Consider the following 22,270-nt stretch of genomic DNA (forward strand, 5'->3'; position numbering starts at 1 on the left):
AGGCGTCCTTTCCGAGCTAGTGGCCGTCGCCGAGGAACGTGGGCGGCGCGCGCAGGTACCGCATTGCCTCGGCCGGCGTGTTGATGTCCACGAGCACGTCGGCATCGTCGACGTCGACGTCACGAAGATCGGCGTCGAGCGCGTGGAGATGATCCCGCAGCGGAGGCGGGTTCGGCTGGCGATACCGATCGAGCGCACGGCCCTGGAGCGCGACGGGGTGCCCCGCGCGACCGCCGTGCCGCGGGCGCGTGGCGAGCGGAGGCGCACCGTCCGCACCGAGGGCTCCGAGCAAGGCCGCCGTCGTCGCCGCGCGGGCAGGCAACGTGTCGACGGGGCAAACGAGCACACGATCGTTCGCCGCGATGCGCTGGACGGCCGTCGCGATCGAGCCCGCCGGGCCGAGCTCGTCGGCCGCGTCGGAGACGACGAGGTCGAGGCCCGGACGGACGAACGGGATGAGGGCCTGCACGATAGGTTTGCGCGCGACGACGACGACCCGCGAGGACTCGGATGAGAGCCGGGCCTCGGCGTGCGCAATCGCGAGCGGCCGCGGCTTTTGCCCGGGGGGACCGGGCCAGAGGAGCAGCGCTTTCGGACCGCCGAGGCGCATGCCTCTCCCGGCCGCGAGCACGATCGACACGATGTCCGTCATGCGTCCTCTTCCTTCTCGGCCTCGCCGTGCCCATGGCCCCGCGCGCCGCGTCGCGTGCCGGAGAGACCCGCGCGCCACGAAACGAGCTCGGCCGCGATCGCGACGCCGATCTCCGCCGGGAGGCGAGCACCCACGTCCACGCCGAGCGGCATGCGAACGCGCGCGATGTCCGCCGCCGAAGTGCCCTTCGCTTCGAGCCGCGCGCGTGTCCTCGCCGCCTTCGCGCGGCTGCCGACGCCCCCGACGAACCCGAATCCAGCGCCGAGGGCCCACTCGATGGCAGCCTGATCGAGCTGGTGATCGTGCGTCATGACGAGCGCCGCGGCGCGGCCGAGATCCGCGGGGAGCGAAGCGCGGACCTCGGGGTCGTCGTGATCGGCCTGGAGGAGGCGCAAGCGAGGCACGTCCGCGCCTTCGGGGCTGGCGGACGATCGCGGCAAACGCGCGGGATCGGCCGCGACCTCACGCGCATCGCAGAGCGTCACGCCGAACCCGAGCGAGGCGAGCAGCGGCGCGAGGTAGACGCCGACGTGACCGGCGCCGACGACGAGCACCGAGAGGTCGGGGGAGAGGGGCTCGATCAGGATTTCGGCGGAGCCGCCGCAGCACATGCCGAGCGAGGGCCCGAGGCGGAAGGTGTCGATGCGCGGAGCAGGCGCGTCCGCGGTGAGGGACGCGGCCATCGCAGCGAGGACCGCGCGCTCGACCGCACCGCCCCCGACGGTCCCGATCGCGGCGCCGGAGGGGAAAAGGGCGAGCTTCTGCCCGGGCGTGCAAGGCGCGGAGCCCTGCCGGGCGATCACCGTGGCGACGACCACTCGTTCGCCTCGCTCGAGCGCATCGAGCGAGGCCCGCAGCACCTCGGGCGGAGGCGCGGTGCGAGGGATGACCGTGGATACGTCGAGCACCGGATGCGCGGAGTGTAGCGGCGGAATCGAGGTCGGGAAAGGCATCCCGCGCCCGAAGCAGTGGCGAAAGAGCCCGCGCGCCGTATCCTCGCGCCGTGGACGAACGGCGAGTCGAGGCGGCGCGTGGCGCAAGCAAGGCGAGCGAGGCCAGGACATGACGGCGCGCAGAGCCCCGGATTTCCGTCTGGAAGAGGCGATTCGCGACCCCGGCTTCTCGCCGCGCCGGAGCGACGCGGCCGCGCTGGTCGAGCTCGTCGCAGAGGAAGGGGAGCGCACGGACGACGCGGAACGATCGCTGCTTCGTCTCGGTGTGGAGGCTGCTCGTGTCGCGATCGAGCGCACGCGCACGGCCGAGACGAAACCACGCGCGCGGCTCGTCGCGTTCGTCGGGAAGGTCGCGATCGAGCATGCCGAGCCCGAGCTGTCGGCGTTTCTGATCGGCGCGCTCGGCGACGCGGATCCGCGGGCGCGCCGCTTCGCTGCGAACGCGCTCGGCAAGCTTCGTGGTCCCGAGGTGGCCGCGGCACTCGCGGCTGCGCTCGCCAAGGAGAACGATGCTCCCGCGCGGCGCGCGATGGCTGCCGCGCTCGGCAAGACGGGCGGTGACGAAGCTGCTCGCGCGCTCCGCGAGCTCGACACGGGCGACGACGAGCTCCTCGCGCGCGCCACGGCGAAGGCCTCGCTCATGGCGCAGAGGACCGCCGGCCGCGAGGTCCCCTCGACCTTCGAGGTCCACAAGCCCGCGCCCTCGCCCGTGCCCGTCGCGCTTCACTGTCGCGCGGGTCTCGCGCCGATCCTGCGAGACGAGATCGACGTCCGGCTCGCGCCACGCCTCGCGCCGGACGGCCGCGAAGATCGGGTCCTCGCCACGCTCGTCGGTCCGCCCGAGCGCCTGTTCGAGGCGAGGACCATGCTCTTCTTCGGCTTCCCGCTCCCGCCCGTGCCGCTCGATCCCGCGGGCGACATCGCCGAGGCCCTCGCGCGCTCGCTCACCTCGCCCGAGGCTCTCCGTTTGCTCGAACATTTCACGACCGGCCCCATCCGCTTCCGGATCGCCTGGGCCGGCGGCGGCAAGCGCCGCGCGAGCACGTGGCGCGCGGCCGAGGCGATCGCCGCGGCGAACCCGAAGCTCGTCAACGATCCGACCGAGAGCACCTGGGAGGCGCTCGTGCACGAGCTTCCCGATCGCCACGCGATCGAGGTCGAGCTCTGCCCGCGCGTCGAGGATCCACGCTTCACCTACCGCGAGCGCGACGTGCCCGCGGCCTCGCACCCGACGATCGCCGCCGCGCTCGTGCGGGTCGCGGGTGTCCGCGCCGACGACGTCGTCTGGGATCCCTTCGTCGGTTCGGGCACCGAGCTTTGCGAGCGTGTGCTCGCCGGCCCGTATGCCCGCTTGCTCGGCACGGACATGGCTGCCGCCGCGCTCGAAGCGGCCCGCCAGAACCTCGCGGCCGTCGGCATCGAGGACGCCGTGCTCGCGCGGGGGGACGCGCTCTCGTTCGTGCCACGCGGCGCGCCCCCGACGGTCGTCCTGACAAACCCGCCGATGGGACGGCGGGTGCTGCGCGGGATCGATCTGCACGAGTTCTTCGATCGGTTCCTCGCGCACGTCGCGGAGGTCCTGGAGCCGGGCGGCCGGATCGCGTGGATCTCGCCGCTGCCCGCGCAGAGCGCCCGCGCCGCGCGGGAGCTCGGGCTCGAACGAGCGTTCGTGCAGCGCCTCGACATGGGCGGCTTCGACGCGGAGCTCCAGCTCCTGATCAACCGGAGACGGAGTCGCGAGCGCGATTTCGGCCGCGGCCCGGACTCCTCGCGCGAGCCCACGCGCGCGCCGGAGCGACGGGGCAGGCCCCGCGCGCCGGGCCGGCGATGATCACTTCTTCAGCAGCGTGAAGTAAACGCTGGCGCCCACGGCGAGCAGCACGAGCGCGATGAGCGCGCCGAGCAGCAAGCCCTTCGCGGTGCTCGGCGGCGCCGGCTGCGCCGGCTGCATCACGACCGGCGGAGGCGGCGTGACGCGCGGCGAAGGCGCGCTCTCCCGCGCGAGCGGCGGAGGCGGCGTGACGCGCGGCGAAGGCGCGCTCTCCCGCGCGGCGGCGAACGGCGAAGGTGCGCTCTCCCGTGCGGCGGCGAAGGGCGAAGGCGCGCTCTCCCGCGCGGCGGCGAACGGCGAAGGTGCGCTCTCCCGCGCGACAGCGAACGGCGAAGGCTGAGGCATCGCAGCGGCGCGCATCGCTTGCTCCGGCGAGAGCGGCGGTCGCTCGTCGGAGACGCTCGCGAAGAGATCCGGCAGCGCGTTCATCGGCGGCTGCGGCTGCGGCGCGAGGTCCGCGAGGTTCGCGGGGAGCGACGTCGACGAGCTCTCCTCGGGCAGCACCATCGTCGGCTCGGGCGCGCGCATGTCGGGCGCCGGCACGGGCACGGGCGCGGGGCCCTGCGCAGGCGGCGGCTCCGGCATCTCGCGCATCACCGTCGCCTCGTCGTCGATGGCGTGTGGCCCCGGCGGCGTGGGTTCGTCGCGGATCACCGGACCCGTGGCGGCCGCGGCGACCTCGGCCGAGATCGGGTTCACGGGCGTCGCGCGATCGGCCTCTGGGCCATCCTCTTGCTTCGTCTGCCTCAGCAGCTCGAGCGGTGCCTCGCGCATCACCGTGGCGTCTTCATCGTCGCCGTCGTCGATGACCGCCTCGCGGGAGATGCCGCCCACCGGCGGCGCGAGCGGCGCCTTCGCGGCTGCGGCCGGCGCAGCGGGCTGCGCGGGACGCGCGCCGGCGGCAGGTCGCGCCGCCGCACGCGCCGCAGGGCCACCGGGCGCGCGGCCGCCCATCATGCCGAATCCTGTGCCCGGCTGTGGCCCGACCGGACGTACGCCGGCCGACGCAGGCCCGTTCCCGGATGCCGGCGCGGCTGCGCCGGGCGCGAGGTTGGGCCCGGACGGCGCCGGCTTTCGCACCGGCACCATCGGGACCTTCATGAGCGACGTCTTCGCGTTCTCGTCGTCGTCTTCCAGCAGATCGTGCGCCCTTGGCAGCGGCGCGCCGGGCACCGTCGCGGCCGCGAGCGCGCTGACCGCCGGCATGTTGGGCACCGTCTGCGCTGTCGTCCGCGAGGACGGCGCCGGGCCGGGCTCGCGCTTCGCCATGGCCGCGCGCACCGCTTGCACGTTGGGCACCGCGCGCATGACCGTGCGCGCTTCGTCGTCGTCCTCTTCGAGCTCCGCATCGACGAGCGCCGGCAGATCCTTCACCGTCGGATCCGGGTGCCACGACTCGAGCGCCTGCCGGAGCGCGGTGATCGTCGAGGCGCGGCGCGTCGCATCGCGCTCGAGTGCGGCATCGAGGATGTGCTGCAGGTCGTCGTCGCCGACGTCGAACGTCGAGAGCGGCGCGGGGGACGCCGACACGACCTTCTGCCGGATGCTGTCCTCGTCGCTCGCGTGGAAGGGGCTCGTGCCCGTCAGGAGCGTGTAGAGCGTCGCGGCCGCGGCCCACGTGTCGTCGGCGAGCGCCTTGGTTCCTTTGAGGATCCGCTCTGGCGAGTGGCAGTCGATGCGGCTCGGCGCGGAGGCGCTGGCGACGAGCATCCCGACCGAGGTGCGCGGCACGGCTGCCGTCTTGACGGCCGCGGGCGACACGCCGCCGTGCGACTGCCCCCGTGAATGCAGCGCCTCGAGCTTCTTCGTGAGCCGGATGATCCAGCCGACGGCGTCGAGCTCGTTCAACGGGCCGTCACGTGCAATCCGATCCGCAAGCGTTTCCACCGATATCCTCAGCCTAGTTGCCGGAGCGACCCGTCGTCTACGACGACGCTCGTTCGCTCGTGGGAAAATCTGCTAGGGTCGCCGCGTCATGGGTCGGAGTGGTCGCTTTCCTCGATCGACATGGCCCACGTGGCTTCTTTCGCTTGCCCTGCTCGGGTGCCAGCGCGAGCTCGACATGGCCAAGCATTACGACGATCGCAACGCGGCCACAACGATCCGCTACATCGGCGTTCGCGAAGCGACCCGGCAGTACCCGGATTACGGCGTCATCCAAAGCACGATCCTCACGGGCGACGTCGGAAGCGGCGCAAAGAAGGAAGGGCGCGCTCCGTGAGCCGCGTGCTCGCGTTCGCCGCCCTCGCGAGCGGGCTCTTCGGTTGCACCCCGCCGCAAAAGCTCGCGGCGGAGCTCGTCGCCGCGGCGACTCCGGGGCACCTCAGGCCCGTCGTCGCGTGCTGGGAACAGGAGTACGAGGCCTCCGGCTTCGAGGGCGAGTACATGGCCACGCTCGACCTCGAAATCTCGGGCTCCGAGGTCATCGAGAGCGCCCGCGTCACCGCGCTCGAACCGACGGGCGAGAGCCGGAGCGAGCGCGACACCGGCCCGTTCCGCGCGTGCCTGGAGAAGGCCTTCGTCGGGATCGAACTGCCGAGCAAGGAAGACGCCGACGGGCCTGGGTACAGCTCGATCGTCGGGGCCTCGGTGCGAAACTACAAGATCGCGTTCCTCGGCGATCAAGACGAGCGCCGCAAGCGCGCCGGAGGCCGGCAGGCGCACGTGCTCATCGGTCCGCGCGCCGATCGATGCCAGGGCCTCTACGTCTACCATCCGCCGCGCGACACCTCCGCGCTCTTCACCGAGATCGCGCTCGGCAAGGCGCGGGCCGAGAGCGCGCGGGGCAAGGATCGGGACCAGCACGCGCGCGAGCTGCAGAAGACGTACGATCTCCAGCTCGAGCTCGCCGCGCGGCTCCGCGCCGATCTCGCCGATGCCTCGCTCCCGCCTGCGAACCGCAAGCGGCTCACCGAGGCGCTTGATACGGCCCGAACGGAGGCGCGAGCGACCGGGGCGGTCATCGGCTGCAAGCCCTTCGAAGACCGTCGCTAACCTTCGGAAAAAACTAGCGGCCGCCCGCTTCCGGCCCCATCACAAGGGTGTGAGGGGGAACCCATGACGGTGACGAGGGCAGATCTCGAGCGTTGCCTCGACCTCGCGAAGAGCTCGGTCGTCGAGCCGCGCATGGGCCTCTTCGGCCCCGCGAGTCGGACATGGCATATCGCGCGCGAGGGCGTCGTCTTTCTCGCCGGCGGCGCGGCTGCGCTCCAGCAGCTCGCGCATCCGTTCGTCGCGTACGGCGTCGCCGAGCACTCGGTCACGCGCGAGGACACCTTCGGCCGCTTCCTGCGCACGTTCGAGAACGTCTACGCGATGATCTTCGGCCCGCTCGAGCGCGCCCTCCGCTCGGCGCGGGGGGTGCACACGATCCACGAGCGCGTGACCGGCGTGATCACGGAAGCCGCCGGCTCCTGGTCCGCCGGCACGCGTTACAAGGCGAACGACGAGCACGCGCTGCGCTGGGTCTTCACGACCTTGATCATCAACGCGGTGCGCGCCTACGAGCTCGTCATCGATCCGCTCGAGGAGCACGAGAAGGACGAGTATTACGCGGAGTCGCGGCGCTTCGGGCTCCTCTTCGGGCTCGAAGAGGAGGACCTGCCGGACTCGTACGCCGCGTTCGAGCGCTCCTTCGACGACACGATTCGCTCGGGATCGATCGTCGTCACCGCGCCCGCGCGCGAGCTTGCGGAGTACCTCCTCGCGCCGCCGCACCCCGCGCTCGGCCTCGCGTGGCGCTGGTACACGATGATGACCGCGTCGCTCTTGCCCGAGGCGCTACGCGAAGGATTCGGCCTGCCGTACGGACCTCGGGAGCACGCGCGCGTCGACGCCTCGATCCACGCGATCCGCCGCGCCTATCCTCGCATCCCCGCCCGACTCCGCCACGTCCCGGCCTACATCGCGGCCGAGCGTCGCCTCGCGTCCGGCGAAAACTACGTCCGCGAGCCAGACACCGGCCGCCCCTTCTTGCTCAAGCTTTTGTTGCGGATGAGCCGAGCCGCTGTCCTTTGACCGCTAACCGCGCGCCGGCCGCCTTCGCTCCTTGAACCAGGCGCGCACCTTTCGCATCCGCGAGAGCTGCTTCCACGGCGCCCGCATCTTGCACGTCGCCGCCTCGTCCGTGCCTTCCTTCGCGCCCCAGCGCACCTCGGGACAGTCGTTCGGGTTGTATCCGACCTCCAGCAGTTCGGCCCGTGAAACCACGTCCGCGAGCGAGAGCGAGAACGACGACCCATCACTCCGCACGTACGTAAAACGCCGTGTTTCGAGCTCCTGCGCGAGCGTCGCGTCGAGCTCCGTGCGCACCTCGGCGGCCGTCTTCCCTGGCGGCATCGCGTACCGCTCCGGCCTCCGCTCCACGCGCGCCGGCAGCGCGCGGGCCACGTCGATCGCCACGAGCAGCCGGAGATCGCGCGACGGCGTGGAAAAATCCTCCCACGGCCCCACCGTCTCGAAGATGCTCGCGCCGTCGGGCATCTCCACCGACTTGCCACCGCTTTGCCGGTATTTCCGCCCGTTCTCCACGGACACGACGCGCCCCTTCACCTGCTCTTCCAGCGCGTCGATCGTCTCGACCAGCGCGCGCTTCGGATCGAGCGGCAGCGGCGAGAGCACGTCGTCCACGCGATCGTAAAACCCCTCCACGCCGTGCTCGTACTGCTCCATCGCGTGGTCCCCGTGCTCCGCGTGCGCGGCGATCTCCTGGTTCGATAGCGGGCGCAGCACCCCGCGCTCGATCACGAGCGGCCGGAACCGCTTGAAGCCCGGGCTCCCGAGCGAAGGATCAAGCGCGAAGAGAAAGTTTCCGCGCCAGTACCGCCGCCGCGCCACCGTCCCATCCGGCTGCCCGTCCACCGCTAGCAGCATCCCCGCACGCTCGCTCGTCTGCGGCACTCGCTTCACCACGACGAGCACGTGCCCGTATGGATCCGCGTAGATCGTCCCCGGCCGGAGCGCTCGTTCGTCGAGACGAACCGGATAAAAATCCGTCTCGTCGTCGTCGCCCGCGGTCCTTCCCGTCCCCGAGTGCACCGTGTCCGCCAGCGTCGTCCGCACGAACTCCGCGAAGCCCGCCATCGCATCGGTGCGCACGTGCCGCGGCCATTCGAGGTTCGATCGCGGACGCTTGCAGAACGGCGCCCGCCCGCCGCCGCCCCGCGTGCATGACGAGTACGCGAACGGGAGCTGCATTTTGAACGCAAAGTAAGCCCGCAGCGCGTACGGCAGATCCGCGCAGTCCGGATCGAGCACCGGCGCGTCGGGCCCTGCGTCGTCCTCGCCGCGGCCGAGGTGATCGTGCAGCAAATTCCGCTTCGGATCGCGGAGCGCCTCGTGCAGCGCCGGGAACGTGAGCGGCTCGCCGAGCGGCGCATCGAAGAGCGCCTCGATCCACGCCGCATACAGGTTCTCCGTCGCCTTCCCCCACGCCGTGGAGATCGGCCACATCCCGCGCGCGGCGCGCGGCGGCTCGTCCGCGTCGTCGATCGTCACGTCCTTGCATGCGCGCGCCGCCTGCGCCTCCGCGAGCACCACGCGCAGCGTCCCTGCCGCGGGCGCGGGCACGGTCACGTTCCAGAAGTACGGCCCTGCGCCGCGCCGCTCGTCCGCGCGAACGACCGTTTTTCCGCTCCCGTCCTGCACGACGAGCGCCCCCGCGCTCGCTTCGTCTGCGACCGCGATGATCCGCAGCGGCGTCCCAGGGCGCGGCTTGCGCGGCGAGACGAAGAGCGCGAACGCGGGCGAATCCGCGCACGTTTCGATCACCGGCGGCGGATCGTTCGTCGGGACAACCGCTGCGGCGGAGGCTTTCGGCAGCGCCGTCACGGCGAGCCCGCGGGCTGCCGTGAGCGGCGAGGCGCGCCCATCGGGCTCACCACAACCGGTGAGCGCCGTGAGCACGACGAAGGCCCCAAGCCGCAGCATGGCCGACACTTACCGCGGCGGAAAGTCGGGAAGCAATAACCTAGAAGCTATATTTGGCCCGGGTGAACACGGTCGACCCGCCCGTCTCCGGGGAGCCGAACTTCGTGTAGGGCTTGCCGAGCTGGAGCAGGGCGCCGGCCGCGAGCTCCAGGCCATTGCCGAAGTTGTAATCGAGCTCCGGGAAGATGACCATCGAGAACCCTTCCGCGCTGAGCGGCGAGATCGTCCGACGCACGCGTTTCCCCTGCTCGTCGTCCCACGTCTCCTCGACGAGCGGCGTCGCGTCGAGGATCGTGAACAGCCGGAACATGCCCGCCTGGTTCGCGAACTTGAAATCGGCCCCGAGCACCACGTAATCGCCGAGCCGCGGCCGCAGGATCTCCCGCGAGCACGTCTCGCCGTTTTTCGAGAGCGCGCAGGCGAGCACGTTCGACCCGTCGAGCGTGCCGCTTTGCCGGACCACGTACCCTTCCTTGATCCAGTCGCCCGCGCCGTACTCGTCGACGAGCCCGTGCACCCACATCGCGTTCACGTACACGTGCTCACCGAACGTATAATCGAGGCCGAGCACCCATTTCAAGAACGGTGTGTCGTCCACCACGAGCGGCTCTCGCCCGCCGGGCCCGCCGGGCTGCCCGTCGCCGTCGTAATCGTATTCGCCGGCGGCCTGCGGGATCCCGAGCGCGAGCTCGTCGTTCGTCAGCCGGATCGACTGGCTCTGCGGCACCACGAGCGCGCCCTCGAAGCGATACCCGATGCCGTTGATCTCCTCCGAGATCCACGAGAACGGGTTCACCTCGCCCGTGGCGTTCAGCCCGTAGACGTGCATCCGCGGATACTCGAGCGTCACGTCGGTGAGCAAAAGCCCCTCGACGCAATCGTTCGCATCGGTCGGGTTACAGCGCCGCCCGAGCGCCTGCCGCGTGTGGTTGCTCCGCGGCTGCGGGAAATCGGTGCGGCCGTTGTAATACGAGAGCGCGATGTCGTGCTCCTTGATCGTGCCCGCGATCCGGTAGGCGACCTGCATGTTGTCGAACGTCGGATCGGGCATCACGGGCGTCACGTTGCCGATGATCGTCGGATGCCCGAACAACGTCTGCGCCGCGGCCTGCTCGGCGACCACGCGCTGCCGGAGCGAATCCGAGACGAACGGCAATCGATCGAGCTGCGCCACCGCGAGCGAGCCGGAGAGCGGCAGCATCGCGGGCTTGAAGATCGGCACGACCACGCCGGAGATCGACCAGTCCTCCGAGATCCAGTAATCGGCCTTCACCATGAAATTGGCGATCTGCCGGCCGAAGAGCAGCGGATCACGCAGATCGTCGGAGTTCAGATTGTTCGTCGGGTTGAACTGGTCGCCGACGCCCCAGGACACGACCTGCTGGCCGATGCGCAGATCGAGCCCCTTCACGAAGAGGCCCTCGGCCTCCATGTAGACCGCGCGCGCTTCGAGGCGGTACGGGTCGGCCTTCTCGATCCGCGAGAGATCGCCGACGGCCGTCATTCGCTCGGGATAACCGCTCCACACGAAATCGACTGCCGCGACGCCGTGGAACCGCCCGTAATCCGCCTCGAGCTTCAGGCCGAGCGTATTCCAGTTGCGCTCGACGCCTGCCGGCAGCTCCTGCCGTGAATACCAGTCGCCCACGCCCACGGGCTGCATGCGGAAGCGCAGATCGCTCTGGATGCGGCCGCTCCAATCGAGCTCGAGCTCGTCGGCCTGGGCGCTCGGCGCTATGCCGAGCAGGAGGGCGAGAGCGCAGGCGATCGCGCTGCCCCGACGAACGTGGCGGTACATGCTTCGTTTGACCTCGGGTCCTTGAAATGCGTCGCGCCGCCCATCCCGTGAAGGGAGGAGGCGGCGCGGGTATCTACTCTATCTCGGGCGGGGCGAAATCTACTTTTCGAGGCTGCGCTTCGAGAAGAGGTCGTCGCCCATCTCCTCGTTCACCTTCCACGCCTTGCGGATCATCTTCGTCCAGTGGCCGCCCTTCGTGTGGTCGACCATCTTCAGCTCCTGCGGGCTGCAAACATTACCCTGGCAGTCGTAGGTCGTGCGCGTCTCGGTCTTCACGTGGTTGCCGGCCGCGTTGAAGTACTTGATCTCCGTCGGCAGGTTCTTGTCCTTCGCGACCTTGAACTCGATCTTGCCGTGGGGGACCGTTTGCCCCGCCTTCGCGGTAGCCACGAGCTTCATCTCGGCGGCCGCGTCGGACGCGAGCTGGGCGTCGTAGAGCGGCGCGTAACTCTGATTCGCGAGGTCGTCCTGGCTGAAGGCGAGGCCCATGAAGCCCTGGTCGGTCACGTGGCTCGCGATGCGTCGGATCTTCCCGAACGCCGGCAGGTACACGTACATCTGCGTGGGCGAGAGGATGAGGACCTTGGTCCCCTTCATGTCGGCCGGAGCGGTGAACTCCGTGAGGCGCTTTTCGCCCTTGATCCAGACCTTGAGCGCGAGCTTCTTCTCGGGCTTGCCGGGCTCCTGGTTCACGACCTCGTACTCGTAGTACTGGGTCTTGGCGCGGTTCATCGCCTCGTCCATCCCCTTCAAGGCCTTGTCGCCCGGGGGATCGGCGCTCGCGTGGCCCGCCCAGAGCAGGGCGGCGGCGAGGAGGGGGGCAGAGGCAGGAAGCCAGCTACGGAAGATTCTGCTCATCTCGAACCTCATTACGTTCAGGGGCTCGTGCTCGTGTCGAGAACTGCGTCCGACGCCTCGGACGAGGGAACGGCGGAAGGTATTCTAGATCCATCGCCGTAGTAGCGCGTTTTGCGCGCGAAAAGGGGGATCACCAGCATGGTCGCGAGGGCCGCCGTGACCATCGCCGCCGCGGTCAGGCCCCCGACGTTCTGCAGCGGACGCGCGTCGCCGAGGGTCAGCACGAAGAAGCCCGCCGCGACCATCAAGGCGTTCACCCAGATCGCCGGGCCCGTCTGCCGCGCGGCCGCCGTGGCCGACTCCGTCAGTGGGGACTTTTCGGGGGCGCTCCACGCGACCATCAGGTGCACCGCATAGTCCACTCCGGCCCCGATGATCAAGCTCGCCAGCATCGACGTGCCGATGTCGAGCCGCACGCCGACGAGGCCCATCCCGCCGTAGATCACCGCCATCGTCAGCACGATCGGCAGGATGCCGAGCAGGCCGCTCCAGAACGACCGGAACAGCGCCGCCATGATGACGAGCACGCAGCCGAGCGCGAAAAACAGGCTCTTCCACTGGTTCGACTCGACGCTTCGCGACAGGCCCGCATGCATCACGGGCAGGCCCGTCACCGAGACCACGAGCTTCTGCGCCGCGTCTCCCGCGGCCGGCGGGAGCGCGACCGACGGGGCGTCGAGGTCCATCAGCGCCATCGCGATCGCCGTATGAAAACGCTCGCCCTTCGGCCCCTCGGGCGCCGTGATCTTCGCCGCGGCGACGAACTCCTTCGCCCGCGCCATCGCCTCGCTCCGGCGCCAGATTTCCTCGAGCGGACGATCGACCGTGTCGGCGAGGTCGGTCACGAGCGTATCGCTCGTGGGTTTGCCCATGGCCTGCGCGATCGCTTCCGTGAGCTTTTCCGCCTCCGGGTGCGGGCCGAGCGCGGTGAGCGCGCTCGCGACCTTGTCGATCGCCTCAGGGCCTTCGAGCTCCACGCTGCACTCCTCCGAGCCGAGGAACCGCGTGAGCGCCGCCTTCGTGGCCGGAGGCGCGTCGGGTGCCTTCCCCGATCCGAGGTGCTCGCCGAGCTTCGGCTCCTCGGGCACGGAAACCTCGAATTGCCGGCCGATGGCCGTGATGCGGCTCGTCACGAGCGCCCGCGCCCGCGCCGCGACCTCGTCCTTCCGCGGCCCCTTCGCCTCGGCCACCGCGTACGTGGCCGCGATCGCCGTGCTCGTGACCGCGCGGATCTGCTCGATCAGCGGCTCGGTCTCCGCGGCGAGGTTCGTGTCGAGCTTGACCTGCAAGAGCGCCCTTTGCCGATCGTCCGTGACGAGCTGCGTGACGGCCTTTTTCCCTTCGAGGAAGCCGTAGAGCAGCTTCACCTTGGCGGCCGTGTCCGGGACGCGCCGGTCGCCTTCCATCGCCTCGTTGAGCTGCGCGATCACGGCGCCCACGTGGTTCACCGAGCTCACGTGGGGCAAGAGCGCGATGCGATCGGCGAGGATCCGGAGCTCGCGCAGCACGACCGGGTCGGTCATGTCGCCCTCGACCTGGATCTGCACGAACGAAGAGCCGCCGAAATGGTCGCGCAGAAACGTCTCGGCCTGATCGGGCGGGCTGTTCTTCGAGAAGAACGCCGCGTTGTCCATGCGGCTGTCGACCTTGCTCACGAAGATGCCGCTCGCGATCGCCACGGCCGCGAGCGCCGCGCCGACGACCATGCGCTGCCGCTGCGGCAGCGTCGTGAGCCACACGTGGAACCGCGCGGGGCCCTGCGCTTCGGCCGGCTTTCCCTTGAGCCGCACGAGGTAAATCACCGCGGGCACGAAGGTGAGCGAGAGGATGAGCGTGATCAGGATGCCGAGCGCCGTGAAAATGCCGAACGTGCGCAGCGGTGCGATGTCCATCACGAGGAAGGACAGAAGGCCCACCACGGTCGTCAGGCCGCTGGCGATGACCGGCGGTCCCACCTCGCAGAGCGTCCGGACGATGGCCGTCGCCGGATCTTTTTGCTCGTGGGCGACGGGATAATAGCGGGCGAGAATGTGCACGGCATACGCGCTACCGAGGGCGAACAGAATGACCGGCAAAGAGCCGAGCACGACGTTCACCGACACGCCGAGCGCGCCCATGAGCCCGAGGGACATCACGATGCCGAGCCCTGTCGAGAGCAGCGCGAGGCCGGCGCCGATGAAGTCGCGGAACGAGAGCACCGTGATGAGCACGATGACGAGCACCGCCCACGGCGCGAGCTTCCGCATGTCCTCCTGCGTGACGTCGTAGATGTACGTCGAAATGAACGGCGCCCCGCCCCAGTATTTCGCCTCGCGCGGAAAAGCCTCCTCCACCGCGGTGCGGACCTTCTGCGCCACGACCTTCGGCTCCGCCCCGTAGCCCGCGAAGCAATAGAGGAGCGTGGCCTTTCCGTCCGCCGAGATCAGGTTGCCCACCACGTGATCCCGCGAAAGCACCTTCTCGCGCAGCGCCGCTTGCTCCTCGGGCGTCTCCGGGATCTTGGCGATCAGGTAATCGGTCGTGATGCCGCCCTTCTGCGGATCCGCCACGAAATCGTCCACGTTCGTGAGGGTCATCGCGTAGCCGATGCCGTCCGTCTCGTTCAGCCGCTTCGTCAGGTCGCGCAGGCGCGTCAGGAAGGCGGGAGAGAGCGCATCGTCCGTGCTGATTCCGACGAGCGCAACGTCGAGGCTGCCAAAGCGCTTGCTCACGTCGTAGAAGACGCCGACCTCCGGGTTTTCCCGAGGCAGGAACGAAAGCACGTCGTCGTCGCGATCGACCCGAGACGCAAAAAACAGGCTCGCGAGCGAGAGCAATACGACCGCGAGGACGATGGTCCACGCCGTCGCTCGACGAACGAGAAGATGTGCGAAGGCTTGCATTGAGAGGGACTTCCTGGCTTCGGGGCGGTCGCGGAGCAAACCCAAGCCAAAAGGGGATGTCAAGCGCGCAAAGCGCCCAGGACGTGCGCATCGCGTGCTCACACGTGGTTGATGCAATGCAGCGTTATCGCGCTGCTATCGCAATGCAAGTGTCAGCGAGATGCCGGTGCGGCCGAAGGGGAAGGCGGCGCAGGGGTCGCCGTGCGTTTCGCGGACCAAGCGATGCCCCCGAGCACGCCCACGAGCGCAAGGACGCCGATCGCGAGGATCACGAAGCCGATCCATCGTCGCTCGGGCGGCGCCGGCTGCGCGGGCGGATAGGGCATGGCGACCTGATTCGGCCCCGTCATGGCTTGCCAGCTCGGCGGCGGCGCCTGCGGATTCGGCGCGCCCCACGCCCCCATGTGCGCCTCGGGCAAACGCTGCAAGGGCGCCGTTCCCTGCGGGCTCGGCATGCCGAGCGGCGCTGTCTGGTGCGGTCCGCCAGGCCAGCCGCTCTTCGGAGGCTCGGGCTGCGAAGGCGGCCCGCCCTGCGGATACGAGGGCGGCGGCCCCGGCATCTCCTTCATCGGCGCCGGCGCGCCCGGCATGGGGTTTCCCGTGAACGCCGCGAGCGGGATCGTCTTCGTCACCTTGTGGCTCGCCGGCGGCGACGCCGACGGCGGCCCCGACATCCCCGGCCGATACACCATCGTCACCGCGAGCCCGCCCTCGTCCCCGTCGTCCAAGGACGCATGAGACGGCGCGTTTCGCATTCGCTCGGTGAGCGTCTCCAGACGCGCGACGATCTCCGCGGCCGAGGCGATCCGCGCCCGTTTGTCGCGGACGATGCACCCGGCGACGAGCTCGTCGAGGGCCGGATCGATCCCGGGCATGATGTCGCGGAGCCGCGGGATCGGGGCCGTGAGCACGGCGTGGATCAGATCCGGGCCGCGGCCCGCGAACGGCCGCTGACCCGCGAAGAGCTCGAAGATGAGCACGCCGTACGACCAGATGTCCGTGCGTGGATCGAGGTCGGGCGCGCCGGCGATCTGCTCGGGGCTCATGTACGCGGGCGATCCGAGCAGGCCTCCGGGCGCGGTGAGCATCTCGTCGGCGCCCATCGGCTTGCAGAGGCCGAAATCGAGCACCTTCACGAGGTCCTCCGACGCGCCCGCCTCGCGGTGCAGGAAGACGTTCGCGGGCTTGAGATCGCGATGGATGATCCCCTGCGCATGCGCGGCGGCGAGCGCGCGGCCGACGTCCCGCGCGATGGGCAAAGCGCGCGCGAGATCCATGCGGCCGTCGCGCTTCACGTAGCCATACAGCGTGTCGCCCGAGAGCAGTTGCATGACGAGGAAGGGATCTTCCTCCGCGGTTTGCCCGACGTCGTAGACCTCGACCACGTTCCGGTGCGCGATCTGCCCGGCCGCGCGGGCCTCGCGCAAGAGGCGGGCCCGGAGGTTGTCCGTCGCGTTCACGATGAGCTTCACCGCGACGTGGCGGGAGGTCATCTCGTGCACGGCCTCCCAGACGACGCCCATCGCGCCCTGGCCGAGCCTACGAGCGAGGCGGTACTTGCCGCCGACCAGGTCACCGGCCTTCATGCGAGGCAGGCATCGTACCACCGCGACGACGTCCTCCGTGAGGAATCCGTCTTCGCCACTTCGGGATCCACTCGTCGTACAGTAGGCGACCATGCCGTCCCTGATCCGCCGTGTGGGCCCTTCAGCCCTCCTCGTATCGTTCGTCCTTGCCGCCGGCTGCCGCGACGAGCCGTCTCCCACCCCGGAGGGCCGTGCGTCCCAGGTGCCCGCGAACGAAAAGCCCGCGCCTACGTCCGTGTCTTCGGCGCGTCCGAAGGCCACGGCGCCTCCGCGTCCCACGCTCGTCGCCCCGCCCCCCGCGAGCGCGAGCGCCGCGCCCGCGCCGAGCGCCTCCGCGGCCGTCGTCGAGCCCCCGGCCTTGCCGCCCGATCCGCCCCTCGACTGTGACGTGATTCTCACGCCCGAGGAGATCAAGGACGCGTGCGGGATTGTGGTCGAGGCCGATTCGAAGCAACCCACCGAGGACATCGGTCCCGAGCGCACCTGCAGCCGTCGTTGGAACAGCAAGGATGCGGGTACGCTGAGCCTGCTCGTCGTGCGCCACGGGAGCGACGCCGAGGCGAAGGAGCGCTACAAGGACATCGAGGGCGAGGTGAGCGGGATCGAGGCGATCTCGGGCCTCGGCGACATCGCGCGTCGCTACGTGAAGAAGGGCGCGGGCGGGCACCCGATCTTCAACGTCGAGGTCGTGAAGGGTCGCTTCGATGTGCAGGTCTTCAACCCGAAGATCACGCTCGGCGACACGACCGTCGGCCCGGTGTGTGATCACGCGGGGCTCGAGAAGCTGCTCGCCAAGGCGGTCACACGCCTGCCTTGAGCGAGATCAGCCGCCGGTGCTCCGGATCGGCTGAACGAGCCCGTCCGCGCCGATGCGGATCGCCTTGATGCCGCTCACCGCGTGGAGGAGCAGGAGGGCCGCATCTCCCCGCGGAAAGAGCCGCATCGCGTGCAGCCTTCCCGCGCCGTTCACGTCCTGGCTCGCCTCGTCGTAGATCACGATGTCGGGCGCGGTCATGATCGACGCGGGCGTGGCGATCCGCGCGCGCACGCCCGCGTCCGGTGTCCGCCACACGACGAGGAGACGCTCGCCGAAGGACGCCGCGAGCACGGGGCTCTCGTCGTTCGCGGGCGGCGCAGGGCGCGACATCGGATCTCGACCCCGGAAGAGCTCGTCGAGAGCGAGGACGATCGGCTTGCACATGTCCTTCGTGCACGACGCGCGCCGCACCTCGTGGGTCGCGGTATCGCCGACGCCGTTCCGCAAGACGAGCGTCGTCTGCGCCGCGCGGTCGTCGCACGTGACGAGCTCGGAGACCACGACCGCGCCCGCGGGACGCGGCAGCTCGTCGGCGCGCACGACCGGAGATCCGCCGCGGGCATCTCGCCGCGTCATCCACACGGTTCCGCCGTCCCGCGCGACGATCACGAGGCCGTTCGGCGCGCGGCACGCCGCGAGGTGCACGGTGTCGTGTGGGAGCGCGCCGGCATCCTCGATCGCGCCCGGCGCGCCCTTGGCGGCGCCGAGCCTGCGCAAAAGAAGGTGCGGTTTGCCCGCGCGCGGCTCGATCCACACGAGCGCGTCGCCGAGGACGAACACGCTGGAGAACCGCACGCGCGGCGGCGGATCGATCCGCACGCGATCGAGCCGCCGCGTGCCCTCGCTCCGATCGATCCAGAGCGCGCGCTCCTCGCCCCGCTTGCCGAGCTCCATCTCGACGACGCCCACGACCTCCTTCGCGGCCGAAAATCCGCCGATCACGTGGTACGGCTCGCCGAACACTTGCCCCGTGTCCGCCCGGTAAAACGTCGATCGGGCCGAGCTCCGATCCGCGACCAGCGCCGGCCCCTCATCGTCGGCCGCGGGCCAGAGGTGTGGCCGCGGCAAACGGGCGCGCGGCGCGAGCGGCGTGCACGAGGCCGCGCCGAGGCCTTCCGGAAACGCGCACGCCATGGGCGGCCCGCCTCGATCGCCGCGGAACACGAGACGCAAGGTTCGTCCGGGAACGGCATCCGCCGAGTGGTCCCCGAACGCGATGCGCTCGGCGAGGTTCGGCGCGTCGAGATCCGCCGGGGACGCGGGCGCGGGCGGCAGCGGCACCTCCATCGGCCCGCCGTCCGAATCGCAGAGGCTCCAGAGCGACGGGAGCGGGAGGTCCGAGCGGGTATACATGTCCCGCGCTTTTTCGATCACGCGCGTCGCGAGATCGGGCGGCGGCGCGAACGCGGGGCGTCCCCTGCGTCGCTCGGCATCCGCGAGCGCTTCGGCGTGCGCGGCGCATCGTCCCGGCCATCCCGGGCCTGTCGTCGAGAGTCGCTCCGGATCCGACAACGAAACGGCCGTGAGCAGGATCCTCCGCAGCCGCTCGTCCGGCGTCTCGCTTGCGGTGGGCGGCTCGCCGAAGAGGCAACGGAAGAGCGCGGCGCCCGAGCGTTTCGCGTCCCGGGCTGCCGTGAAGCGCGGCACGCCGTATCGGATTCCCGCGACGGCCGCGGCGAGGCCGAGCATGCCGAGCGTGGCGAGCACGAGCTTCCGCCGCCGGCTCGTCCCGCCCTCGGGTTTGGCTTTGGCTGGGGTGGCTTCGCCCTCGGGTTTGTCTTCGCTCACGGCACGCGGCCCGCCCGCGGCAGGGGGCCTTCCAGGGACGGAGAATAGCCGGGAAACTGGACGAGATGGGAGGTCTCGTGCGCCAACCGTGGTGGGGGCCGGCCCAAGGCCCGCCGTTTGCGCGGGGCCCGATGATTACAATGCCATCATTGTTGCTCACGCGTCGGCCATCATTGTTATGAGCAAGAGGGGCGGCTCGCTGACCACCATGACGTGAGCCGTCGAGAGCGCACCGCCGAGCCGTTTCGGGGTCCGGCTTGACGCCCGACGTTTTTTGGCACTAATGCTGGGGGGGCAGCTCCCCCAGAAATCTCCGCACCGAGAGGTCGCTCATGACCGACCCCCGCATGGATCCGTACGAGGCCGTTGCTTATGGCCGCTTCACCGCGGCGCAGATCAACACGCTCTTGCTCGGGCTCGATCTCGAGCTCGACGGGACGCTCCGGCTCGTGGCCAGCCGCGTGGCCACGACCACCGAAACGCTCGAAGCCGCGCTCCTCCGCGCGGGTGTCCCCGAGCTCTTCCTCCACCGCGCCCCCGAAGGCAGCCCCGATCCGGTGCAGGCCGCGCGCGAGACGCTGCGGAGCCTGGTCCACTATGCCGAGCCCCTCCGCGAGGGCTACATGATCACTTCGCGCCTTTTGCAAGGAGAATCGCTCAGCACGGCGGTGCGTCGGACGCCGATGAAGCTGCTCGCGCGGCTGGAGCACGTGCGCGAGGCGATCGACAAGATGAACGACATGCTGCCCGAGTACGCGTCCTGGTCAGCCCGCGTGGAGCAAGCACGCGCAGCGCTCGAAGCGTTCGACGGCGAGGTGCACGCGGGGAGGGCGGAGCGACGGTCGATGACAGCAGACGTCGCCGCGGCGTGGAACGGGTGGCAGCGGGCGTACGCGTCCGCGAAGCACGTGGTGCTCGGGGTGCTGGCAGGCGTCGACAAGGTGGGGCTGATCCGGGAGGTATTCGACGACCTCGCGGAGGAGAGTCCGTCGCGGCTTAGTCAGCTTCCGCCCGTGCCCGTGATGTATTGACGGGAGCGGAGGCGGAGGCGGAGGCGGAAGCGGAGGCGGAGGCGCACGCGGAGGCGCACGCGCACGCGCAAACGCACGCGCGGACGGGGAACGGGACGCAGAGGCCATGCATAGCGTCGCGCTGAACCTGGCGGAGGGAATGGGCAATCACGCCGGGACGAAGCGCCAGCGCTACGCCTCCGCCCTCGGCTCGGCCCGGGAGGTGCTGGCCTGCGTCCAGGTCGCCCAGGCCATGCGGTACATCGGCGCAGCCGATGCGCGGGCGCTCGATCGAATGGACCACGTCATCGCCACCCTGAGCCGCCTCGTCTACCGGCGCGCCTCGTAAGGCAAAGCCGCCCTCGCCCCTCTCCCGGGACGGGAGAGGGGTTGGGGGTGAGGGACTTTCAGCCGCGCAGGATCACGGCTCCCATTCCAACGCCCCTCGCTCCATTCCCGGCGGATCGTGGGTTCTCCCGCGACGAACCAACCGGCAAACTTTACGGCGGCGCCCGCCCTCCTCGGGCGCCTTTACCTCGAACACCGCGATTTCTTGCGCCGCCTTCTTCTCGGCCAGGCCATCCCTCCCCGCGACGTCGAGGACGTGGTGCAAGATCTTCATCACGGCTGGAAGATCGGCCCACGCATCCGGGCGGTGGTGGTGCCGTACCTGGAGGGCCGTTCGATTCGGGAGATGGCAATCGCTCGGGCTGAACACGAAGACCGTCCACGGCCGCCTGCACCTCGCCCGGGAGCACCTGAAGACGCACGCGCTCGCGTAACTCCGCGTGCGCGTGCGCGTGCGCCTCCGCGTGCGCCTCCGCGTGCGCGTGCGCCTCCGCTTCCGCTCCCGCTCCCGCTTCCGCTTCCGCTTCCGCTTCCGCTCCCGCTCATGACCCCGCCCCCTCGCCGCCTGTCAATGTTGGCGGTCGCGGCTCAGCACACCCCTAGAAGCAACAAATCTCACCAATTCTCCCCTCCGCGCCCCCCGCGACGCCTCCACATCCCAAAAAATCCGCCTCTCGACGCCCGCGAAGCCGTCCTCTTCGAAGCGATCTCCCCGATCGACCCCCGCGCCTCCGCCGTGCCGGTACGAAAGCTCCGATCGACCCTCGCGATGCCGCCGATGCGTGAACGAACGTCCCGATCGAGCCCCGCGAAGCCGCCGTTTTGTGTACGGAACCACGGATCGGACCCCGCGACGCCGCCGTTTCAGTTGCGGAACGCCATCGCGACCGTCGCGATCGTGCCTCCCTTTTTGCGGGACGCGTCCGCGGCACGTCCAGGCTGGACAAGTGTAGGCTGCGTCGCGTAAGGTCTCTCGCTTCTGTGCCCGGTCGGGGGGCTCGGGGGCATTTCGTGAGGGAGGTCGTTCGTGGCGAAGAAGTCCAAGGTGATCGACAATCGGGTTCAATCGAGCGCGCACGTCATCGGCGCGGCGAAGACACACGCGGAGCAGGTCGCCGAGAGGCTCGCGGCGCGCGCGGTCTCCGTGCAAGGGGCGAATACGAAGGCAACGAAGGAGGTTTTTCTCGTCCTCCTCGCATACTTGACGGATACCCTCGCCGCCTCGGCCGCTTCCCTCGACGAGGCAGAGCATCGTGTCCTCGCGGAGCGCGCCGACGATGTGGGCCTGCGCGAGCAGCGCGACGCGGCCGCGAGCGACCTCGTCCGCTCCGCCGTGCGTATCAAATCAATGGTGTCGGATGCGCTCGGCCCGGAGGGCCTCGGCTCCTATGGCCTCGAGGGAGATACGCCGCGCGCGCCCCGCGAGCTCGTGAGCCACGTGCAGAGCGTCTCCAAGCTGATGAAGAAGAAGCCATTCCTCGTCACCGTCGAGGGCGTCACCTTCGACAGCGCCGCCATTGCGCAGACGCTCGACAAGAAGGCCGAGACCCTCGACAAGGCGCTCGTCACCATGCAACGCGAGGAGCAGGAGCTCGCCGATGAGATCGGCCGCCGCGAGCAGCAAGTGCTCGCGTGGATCGAGGACCACCAGGGCATCGCCGATACCCTCGTCGGCCTCTTCCGCCTGGCCGGTCGAAAAGACCTCTCCGAGCGTGTACGCCCGACGAGCCGCGCGCTCACGGGCGAAGAGGTCACGCCACCCGTCGGCACGACGAGTGAAGACCCGGGCGGGCCGGTCCTCGGCTGATACGCCTCCGAG

General features: G+C 70.0%; 18 protein-coding genes. 8 read left to right on the forward strand and 10 right to left on the reverse strand.

The window, feature by feature from the left end; genetic code table 11:
* Positions 1 to 16 precede the first annotated feature (16 nt).
* Both KEG38_RS09545 and KEG38_RS09550 read right to left on the reverse strand, forming a co-directional pair.
* The gene (locus tag KEG38_RS09545) at positions 17 to 652 is read right to left on the reverse strand and encodes a nucleotidyltransferase family protein (protein WP_272418821.1); all 636 of its coding nucleotides are present in this window, start codon (positions 650 to 652) and stop codon (positions 17 to 19) included.
* Positions 649 to 1,605: an XdhC family protein gene (locus KEG38_RS09550; RefSeq protein WP_272418823.1), complete on the reverse strand. Its 957-nt coding sequence runs from the start codon at positions 1,603 to 1,605 to the stop codon at positions 649 to 651. The genes KEG38_RS09545 and KEG38_RS09550 overlap by 4 nt, the downstream gene beginning before the upstream one ends.
* A 109-nt stretch (positions 1,606 to 1,714) precedes the next feature.
* Between KEG38_RS09550 and KEG38_RS09555 the strand changes: the two genes are divergently transcribed.
* Positions 1,715 to 3,436 (forward strand): TRM11 family SAM-dependent methyltransferase, encoded by a 1,722-nt coding sequence (locus tag KEG38_RS09555; protein ID WP_272418824.1) that lies wholly within the window; start codon positions 1,715 to 1,717, stop codon positions 3,434 to 3,436.
* On the opposite strand, the gene KEG38_RS09560 is transcribed toward KEG38_RS09555, so the two are convergent.
* The gene (locus tag KEG38_RS09560) at positions 3,437 to 5,323 is read right to left on the reverse strand and encodes a hypothetical protein (RefSeq protein WP_272418825.1); all 1,887 of its coding nucleotides are present in this window, start codon (positions 5,321 to 5,323) and stop codon (positions 3,437 to 3,439) included. It abuts the gene before it with no gap.
* Positions 5,324 to 5,411: 88 nt separating this feature from the next.
* Here KEG38_RS09560 and KEG38_RS09565 point away from each other — a divergent pair, with 88 nt between their 5' ends.
* From KEG38_RS09565 to KEG38_RS09575, 3 genes are all read left to right on the forward strand, one after another.
* On the forward strand, positions 5,412 to 5,657 hold the full coding sequence (locus tag KEG38_RS09565) for a hypothetical protein (RefSeq protein ID WP_272418826.1): 246 nt from the start codon (positions 5,412 to 5,414) through the stop codon (positions 5,655 to 5,657).
* Positions 5,654 to 6,430 (forward strand): hypothetical protein, encoded by a 777-nt coding sequence (locus tag KEG38_RS09570; protein WP_272418827.1) that lies wholly within the window; start codon positions 5,654 to 5,656, stop codon positions 6,428 to 6,430. The genes KEG38_RS09565 and KEG38_RS09570 overlap by 4 nt, the downstream gene beginning before the upstream one ends.
* Positions 6,431 to 6,493: 63 nt before the next feature.
* Positions 6,494 to 7,453, forward strand: coding sequence for an oxygenase MpaB family protein (locus tag KEG38_RS09575; RefSeq protein WP_272418828.1), 960 nt, complete (start codon positions 6,494 to 6,496; stop codon positions 7,451 to 7,453).
* Between the two features lie 3 nt (positions 7,454 to 7,456).
* Here the strand turns inward: KEG38_RS09575 and KEG38_RS09580 are convergent, their stop codons facing one another.
* From KEG38_RS09580 to KEG38_RS09600, 5 genes are all read right to left on the reverse strand, one after another.
* The gene (locus KEG38_RS09580) at positions 7,457 to 9,364 is read right to left on the reverse strand and encodes a hypothetical protein (protein ID WP_272418830.1); all 1,908 of its coding nucleotides are present in this window, start codon (positions 9,362 to 9,364) and stop codon (positions 7,457 to 7,459) included.
* A gap of 40 nt (positions 9,365 to 9,404) precedes the next feature.
* Positions 9,405 to 11,162: a hypothetical protein gene (locus KEG38_RS09585; RefSeq protein WP_272418831.1), complete on the reverse strand. Its 1,758-nt coding sequence runs from the start codon at positions 11,160 to 11,162 to the stop codon at positions 9,405 to 9,407.
* A 99-nt stretch (positions 11,163 to 11,261) separates the two neighbouring features.
* On the reverse strand, positions 11,262 to 12,020 hold the full coding sequence (locus tag KEG38_RS09590; RefSeq protein WP_272418832.1) for an outer membrane lipoprotein-sorting protein: 759 nt from the start codon (positions 12,018 to 12,020) through the stop codon (positions 11,262 to 11,264).
* 17 nt (positions 12,021 to 12,037) lie between these two features.
* Positions 12,038 to 14,902: an efflux RND transporter permease subunit gene (locus tag KEG38_RS09595; protein WP_272418833.1), complete on the reverse strand. Its 2,865-nt coding sequence runs from the start codon at positions 14,900 to 14,902 to the stop codon at positions 12,038 to 12,040.
* Between the two features lie 152 nt (positions 14,903 to 15,054).
* Positions 15,055 to 16,488 (reverse strand): serine/threonine-protein kinase, encoded by a 1,434-nt coding sequence (locus KEG38_RS09600; RefSeq protein ID WP_272418834.1) that lies wholly within the window; start codon positions 16,486 to 16,488, stop codon positions 15,055 to 15,057.
* A gap of 91 nt (positions 16,489 to 16,579) precedes the next feature.
* On the opposite strand from KEG38_RS09600, the gene KEG38_RS09605 reads away from it, so the two are divergent.
* Positions 16,580 to 17,305 (forward strand): hypothetical protein, encoded by a 726-nt coding sequence (locus KEG38_RS09605; protein WP_272418836.1) that lies wholly within the window; start codon positions 16,580 to 16,582, stop codon positions 17,303 to 17,305.
* Between the two features lie 6 nt (positions 17,306 to 17,311).
* On the opposite strand, the gene KEG38_RS09610 is transcribed toward KEG38_RS09605, so the two are convergent.
* Complete coding sequence (locus KEG38_RS09610; protein WP_272418838.1) at positions 17,312 to 19,093, reverse strand: hypothetical protein; 1,782 nt, start codon at positions 19,091 to 19,093, stop codon at positions 17,312 to 17,314.
* A gap of 332 nt (positions 19,094 to 19,425) precedes the next feature.
* On the opposite strand from KEG38_RS09610, the gene KEG38_RS09615 reads away from it, so the two are divergent.
* A complete protein-coding gene (locus KEG38_RS09615) occupies positions 19,426 to 20,124 on the forward strand; it encodes a hypothetical protein (RefSeq protein WP_272418839.1) in 699 nt (232 codons plus the stop codon).
* 106 nt (positions 20,125 to 20,230) lie between these two features.
* Positions 20,231 to 20,452 carry a four helix bundle protein gene (locus tag KEG38_RS09620; protein WP_272418841.1) on the forward strand — a complete coding sequence of 74 codons (222 nt, stop codon included), beginning with the start codon at positions 20,231 to 20,233 and terminating at the stop codon, positions 20,450 to 20,452.
* 72 nt (positions 20,453 to 20,524) lie between these two features.
* On the opposite strand, the gene KEG38_RS09625 is transcribed toward KEG38_RS09620, so the two are convergent.
* Positions 20,525 to 20,728 carry a hypothetical protein gene (locus tag KEG38_RS09625; RefSeq protein ID WP_272418842.1) on the reverse strand — a complete coding sequence of 68 codons (204 nt, stop codon included), beginning with the start codon at positions 20,726 to 20,728 and terminating at the stop codon, positions 20,525 to 20,527.
* Positions 20,729 to 21,478: 750 nt separating this feature from the next.
* Between KEG38_RS09625 and KEG38_RS09630 the strand changes: the two genes are divergently transcribed.
* Positions 21,479 to 22,258 carry a hypothetical protein gene (locus KEG38_RS09630; RefSeq protein WP_272418843.1) on the forward strand — a complete coding sequence of 260 codons (780 nt, stop codon included), beginning with the start codon at positions 21,479 to 21,481 and terminating at the stop codon, positions 22,256 to 22,258.
* Positions 22,259 to 22,270 lie beyond the last annotated feature (12 nt).

Source organism: Polyangium jinanense, from assembly GCF_028435265.1.
GTDB lineage: Bacteria > Myxococcota_A > Polyangia > Polyangiales > Polyangiaceae > Polyangium > Polyangium jinanense.

Bases quoted from the DNA above. Each gene is read 5' to 3' on its own strand.
- KEG38_RS09545 (WP_272418821.1), bottom strand. From the start codon at position 652: ATGACGGACATCGTGTCGATCGTGCTCGCGGCCGGGAGAGGCATGCGC.
- KEG38_RS09550 (WP_272418823.1), bottom strand. From the start codon at position 1,605: ATGCCTTTCCCGACCTCGATTCCGCCGCTACACTCCGCGCATCCGGTG.
- KEG38_RS09555 (WP_272418824.1), top strand. From the start codon at position 1,715: ATGACGGCGCGCAGAGCCCCGGATTTCCGTCTGGAAGAGGCGATTCGC.
- KEG38_RS09565 (WP_272418826.1), top strand. From the start codon at position 5,412: ATGGGTCGGAGTGGTCGCTTTCCTCGATCGACATGGCCCACGTGGCTT.
- KEG38_RS09575 (WP_272418828.1), top strand. From the start codon at position 6,494: ATGACGGTGACGAGGGCAGATCTCGAGCGTTGCCTCGACCTCGCGAAG.
- KEG38_RS09580 (WP_272418830.1), bottom strand. From the start codon at position 9,364: ATGCTGCGGCTTGGGGCCTTCGTCGTGCTCACGGCGCTCACCGGTTGT.
- KEG38_RS09585 (WP_272418831.1), bottom strand. From the start codon at position 11,162: ATGTACCGCCACGTTCGTCGGGGCAGCGCGATCGCCTGCGCTCTCGCC.
- KEG38_RS09590 (WP_272418832.1), bottom strand. From the start codon at position 12,020: ATGAGCAGAATCTTCCGTAGCTGGCTTCCTGCCTCTGCCCCCCTCCTC.
- KEG38_RS09595 (WP_272418833.1), bottom strand. From the start codon at position 14,902: ATGCAAGCCTTCGCACATCTTCTCGTTCGTCGAGCGACGGCGTGGACC.
- KEG38_RS09600 (WP_272418834.1), bottom strand. From the start codon at position 16,488: ATGAAGGCCGGTGACCTGGTCGGCGGCAAGTACCGCCTCGCTCGTAGG.
- KEG38_RS09605 (WP_272418836.1), top strand. From the start codon at position 16,580: ATGCCGTCCCTGATCCGCCGTGTGGGCCCTTCAGCCCTCCTCGTATCG.
- KEG38_RS09615 (WP_272418839.1), top strand. From the start codon at position 19,426: ATGACCGACCCCCGCATGGATCCGTACGAGGCCGTTGCTTATGGCCGC.
- KEG38_RS09620 (WP_272418841.1), top strand. From the start codon at position 20,231: ATGCATAGCGTCGCGCTGAACCTGGCGGAGGGAATGGGCAATCACGCC.